Source organism: Microcystis sp. M53598_WE2 (assembly GCF_030067735.1).
Classification (GTDB): Bacteria; Cyanobacteriota; Cyanobacteriia; order Cyanobacteriales; family Microcystaceae; genus Microcystis; species Microcystis aeruginosa.
Window position 1 is genome coordinate 1 of record NZ_JASJFE010000134.1, and the last position, 2,089, is coordinate 2,089.

Below are 2,089 nucleotides of genomic sequence, written 5' to 3' on the forward strand. Positions count from 1 at the left end.
ATTACTGGTTAATGAAATCGGAACCCGATGTCTATAGTATCGAGGATTTAAAAAAAGATGGTCAAACTATTTGGGAGGGAGTGCGAAATTATCAGGCGCGCAATTTTCTCCGTCAGATGAAACGGGGAGATTTAGCCTTTTTTTATCATTCTAATACCACCCCGCCGGGGATTGTCGGCTTGATGCGAGTAGTGCAAACTGATATGATCGATCCCACACAATTCGATACCGATAGTCCCTACTATGATTCTAAATCCTCCCCAGATTCCCCGCGCTGGTGGACGGTTAAAGTTGAGTTTGATCGCCTTTTTCCCCAACTGCTGCCCCTGGGAATTTTAAAACAAAATTTTACGGCCGATGAATTATTATTAGTAAGGACAGGAAATCGTCTGTCAGTGATGCCTGTCAATCAAGCAATTGCGGTAAAAATTATCGCTTTAGTCGCTCATCAAGGAGTATAAACTGTGAACCAGAAAGATGCTATTAATTTACTTTCCCTGATCGGGGGATTATTGGCCACTATTGTCATTTTAGCGGCCTTTAATGCCTATGTGATTATCACCCCCGGACAAGCGGGGGTTTTAAGTGTGTTAGGAAAGGCTAAGGACGGGGTTTTATTGGAGGGATTTCACTTTAAACCTCCCTTTGTTTCTAGTGTCGATATCTACGATGTTACGGTGCAAAAATTTGAAGTTCCGGCCCAAAGTTCCACTAAAGATTTACAAAATTTATCCGCTAGTTTTGCGATTAATTTTCGTCTTGATCCGACTCAAGTAGTGGCAATTAGAAGAACCCAAGGTACCCTACAAAATATTGTCGCTAAAATTATCGCCCCTCAAACCCAAGAATCCTTTAAAATTGCCGCCGCTAAAAGAACAGTAGAGGAGGCAATTACTCGACGCAGTGAGTTAAAAGAAGACTTTGATAATGCCCTATCGACTCGGTTAGAAAAGTATGGTATTCTAGTCTTAGATACCAGTGTGGTAGATTTGAATTTTTCTCCGGAATTTGCTCGGGCTGTCGAAGATAAACAAATTGCGGAACAACGCGCCCAAAGAGCCGTTTATATCACCCAAGAAGCAGAACAACAGGCCCAGGCAGAAATTAATCGCGCTAAAGGGAAAGCTGAGGCACAAAGACTATTAGCAGAAACTTTAAAAGAACAGGGGGGAGGATTAGTTTTACAGAAAGAAGCGATCGAAGCTTGGCGCGAAGGTGGGGCGCAAATGCCCCGGGTTTTAGTCATGGATGGATCGGGAAAAAATAGCGTACCATTTTTATTTAATTATAGTGATTCTTTTCCAGAAAATACCCCCTAAATTCGGGTCTATTTAGCCCAATTATTTTCTCAAGATACAGTCTTTCCCATCAAGAGGAAGTGTAACCTAAATTTGGTAAGCTGTTGACTATCTAAATTACTCGTTAAGACTATAGGGGAGAAGGGAGCAGGGAGAAGGAGTTTCAGCCTAAGTTCACCCCACTTCTCCCCATTCCAATCCCATGCCACCATCCCCAACCTAATCAAACCTCTAACTACAAGAAATATGACCTTGGGGTGCTTTTCGTTCAAAAATAACTTGATCGTAGATCGCCGACGAGTGTAAAGTGCGTTAGAAGGCTACCAATTCTGTTAAAAAAACCAAATCAACAATCCGCACCCCACGCAGCAACTTTATTCTTAAATTTGTGTTTCTGTCTTGGCTTATTTTGTTAGCAAGAACAGCCGAGAAACCTATTTGACGCTATCATGGAAACAGCGCTGTACTGCTGGCTAAATCAATGCTTACCCTCAAAACGAGTAAACTAACCCTTGCTGATGTTCAACGTCATCTCAATTTCCAAGAAAAGCTTGAGGATGTCTCATTTACAGAGCTTTTAGCTTTGGAAACCGTCAGCGACACAGAAAAATTAGAACTTGTTCAAATCCGCAACGATTTTCGACCCTATTTGATGGAAGATAAAGCATCAGAAGGACAAGTTAAAGTTTTCACCCTATTTCCCTTATTGCGGTTAGCAGGTTTTTATCGTTATCCGATTAAGATTAGGGTTGAAGAAGGGATTGATAATATTATCCTTGTCGATGAAGATA

General features: G+C 41.5%; 2 protein-coding genes and 1 pseudogene. All 3 read left to right on the forward strand.

Features of this window, described 5'->3' with window-relative positions:
- The coding region (locus tag PX636_RS03005) for an EVE domain-containing protein (RefSeq protein ID WP_288116180.1) at positions 1 to 461 on the forward strand (461 nt) is incomplete at its 5' end.
- Positions 462 to 464: 3 nt separating this feature from the next.
- A complete protein-coding gene (locus PX636_RS03010; protein ID WP_002763389.1) occupies positions 465 to 1,319 on the forward strand; it encodes a prohibitin family protein in 855 nt (284 codons plus the stop codon).
- Positions 1,320 to 1,779: 460 nt separating this feature from the next.
- Positions 1,780 to 2,089 (forward strand): annotated as a pseudogene (locus PX636_RS03015) (restriction endonuclease subunit R); the annotation flags it as partial.